We start from the raw sequence: 1043 nt of genomic DNA, 5'->3' as shown, positions 1-1043 counted from the left end.
TGAGATTGCCCTGCCAACCCCAAGTGGGAAAGTGACCGCAACGCTTCTGGGAAGTGCAGCGCCCGTCTCGATGGTCTCTCAGGAAGCGGGCGGCGAAGCGCTCAAAAAAGCAAAGCTCAAGTCGCGACAGCGTGAGCTAAGTGCTAAAAAGATTGTCGCTGTTGCTGTCAATGTGAATGTCAAGGGGAAAAAAGCCTTTGTCAGTGGCGCGACCTTGACCACCAATGTGAACATTCTCTTAGACCAGCTCGATCTGGAGGGAAATAAACAGACAATAAAAGTGCGCTGCGACCAAGCGGTCTTCAAAGCCGGAGCAAAACCAGGAACCGGGCGGATTGATTTCTCTGGTAACGCACACCTGTGGAGCTATGGTGCTCTGGAAACAGAGACATCTGTCGAGAGTGGCTGGATTGATCTGGGTGATCCCGACGATGCGGAGAATAAGCCGCCGACGCTTCATCTTGGTGCGGGAAGTACCACGGGCAACATCAAGGACGAGTCCGAGAAGAAAAAGAAGTCATGAGCGATGTAACGCGCCGGATTGAGGTAAAAGAGCTCGCCAAGGTGTACCGGAAGCGCCGTGTGGTAGATGGCGTCTCGCTGAACTTTGAGCAGGGCGAGATTGTCGGCCTACTTGGCCCCAATGGCGCGGGAAAGTCCACGACGTTCTACATGATCGTCGGGCTGATCCGCCCCGATAGCGGGAAAGTGCTCTTGGATGGCAAAGACGTCACCAAGATGCCCATGTACCAGCGAGCGCGGCGTGGGATCGGCTATCTGGCGCAAGAGGCCAGTGTCTTTCGCAAGCTCACCGTCCGCGAGAACGTGATGCTCGTGCTGGAGATGACCGGATGCCCGCGCAAAGATCGCAGCGCCAAGGCGGATCAGCTTATGGAGGATCTGAAAGTGACCCACCGTGCCAGTGCCCGTGGCGCGGAGCTCTCCGGCGGTGAGCGGCGGCGTGTGGAGATTGCGCGCGCACTGGCGGCCAACCCGGCGTTTCTGCTGTTAGATGAGCCCTTCGCGGGAATTGACCCGAAGGC

2 protein-coding genes are annotated in these 1043 nt (G+C 57.4%); both read left to right on the top strand.

Going from position 1 to position 1043, the window contains the following annotated elements:
- On the top strand, positions 1-523 hold a 523-nt coding region (locus RMO15_RS30585), incomplete at its 5' end, for a hypothetical protein (protein ID WP_309722184.1).
- On the top strand, positions 520-1043 hold a 524-nt coding region (gene lptB, locus RMO15_RS30580), incomplete at its 3' end, for an LPS export ABC transporter ATP-binding protein (protein ID WP_309722181.1). The genes RMO15_RS30585 and lptB, both read left to right, overlap by 4 nt.

The organism is Armatimonas sp., from assembly GCF_031410135.1.
Classification (GTDB): domain Bacteria; phylum Armatimonadota; class Armatimonadia; order Armatimonadales; family Armatimonadaceae; genus Armatimonas.
Note: the sequence above shows the minus strand (reverse complement) of the source record. Positions and strands in the feature narration are given on the sequence as shown.